A 1,148-nucleotide genomic window follows, 5' to 3' on the forward strand; every position below is an offset into this window, starting at 1 on the left:
TAGTTCTTCTGCCGATTCTGCGAGTTCATCCCCGATTCTGCCATTCTCCGTTGCGTGCTTCCACCACCAGCGCCATCCTCCCTGAAGGTGCCGAAGACGACCGCCTGTCTTCCCGTCAGAGGCCCCTCCCTCCACTTGGTTTTAACCCACCAGCGCCCGCAGGATAAGGGGTGCCCGGCGGTGAGGGACGCTGCCGAATCACTCGTCAAAGCCTCTCAGCCTTCGATCATCCACTCGCGCTTCACCGGGCACGACAAGCGTGCCCCTCCGAAGGATTTTCCGGAGGGACGTGCTTGTCACGTCCGCTCCTTAACGTTCGATCATGCATTCCCTTTTTTCTCACCGTTACGTTGACTTCATGGAAAACCATTGATCCGCCCCAGCTTGGAGAGTTACGATAAACGGGGTCGAACATGGTTGCCCACCCACCTAACGTACGGGGGGACATGAAGACGTCGGCGGCCGTTCCGGATGGCGCGATCGGCCGCGTTGCGACACAGCCGCTTGCGGATCGTGAAACAACCGGACGGGGAGATCGAGTCGGGGAAGCGTCCCGTTGGGAGGGTTCGGCAGGACGGGTGGGAACGTCGGGGAACGTGGATCGCTGGACAAAATGAAAGTCGGCTGAAAAGGATGATGCCCTCATTGAAAAAGGAACACGGGGATGTGGAGCGAGTGCTTTCTGGACTCAGCCAGCGCGCCGCTTGGTCCGGGGGGCCTCCGATCGCCAATGTCCTGATGGCCAGGGTTCTCGCCCAGCCGGACCTCATTTCGCTAGCGGCCGGGTTCGTGGAGCACCAGTCCCTTCCCGTGGAACTTGTGGAAAGAGCGATCGACAAACTTTTCTCGAGCCGGACGGCGGCCCTCGAATCGCTCCAGTACGGGACCACGCTGGGGCATCCCCGTCTTCGCCGGGCGATCTGGGAACGCGTCCTTCAGGCGGATGCGTCGGTGGGGCTCCGCCACGCTGGTCCGGAGCAAATCGTCATTACCGCGGGAAGCAATCAGTTGCTGTATCTTGTGGCTGAGGCGCTCCTGGATCCGGGCGATATTGTCCTGTGTGCAACGCCGAGTTATTTCGTGTTTTTGGGGATGATCAAAAGTTTCGGGGCCCGGACTGTCGGCGTGGCCTCCGACCATGACGGCAT

At 60.6% G+C, this 1,148-nt stretch carries 1 protein-coding gene; it reads left to right on the forward strand.

What is annotated here, in order from left to right; genetic code table 11:
* Positions 1–645 precede the first annotated feature (645 nt).
* The coding region (locus H5U08_RS19440) for an aminotransferase class I/II-fold pyridoxal phosphate-dependent enzyme (protein ID WP_297037029.1) at positions 646–1,148 on the forward strand (503 nt) is incomplete at its 3' end.

The sequence above is a fragment of the Thermogutta sp. genome (assembly GCF_014359955.1).
In the GTDB taxonomy this organism is placed as follows: Bacteria; Planctomycetota; Planctomycetia; order Pirellulales; family Thermoguttaceae; genus Thermogutta.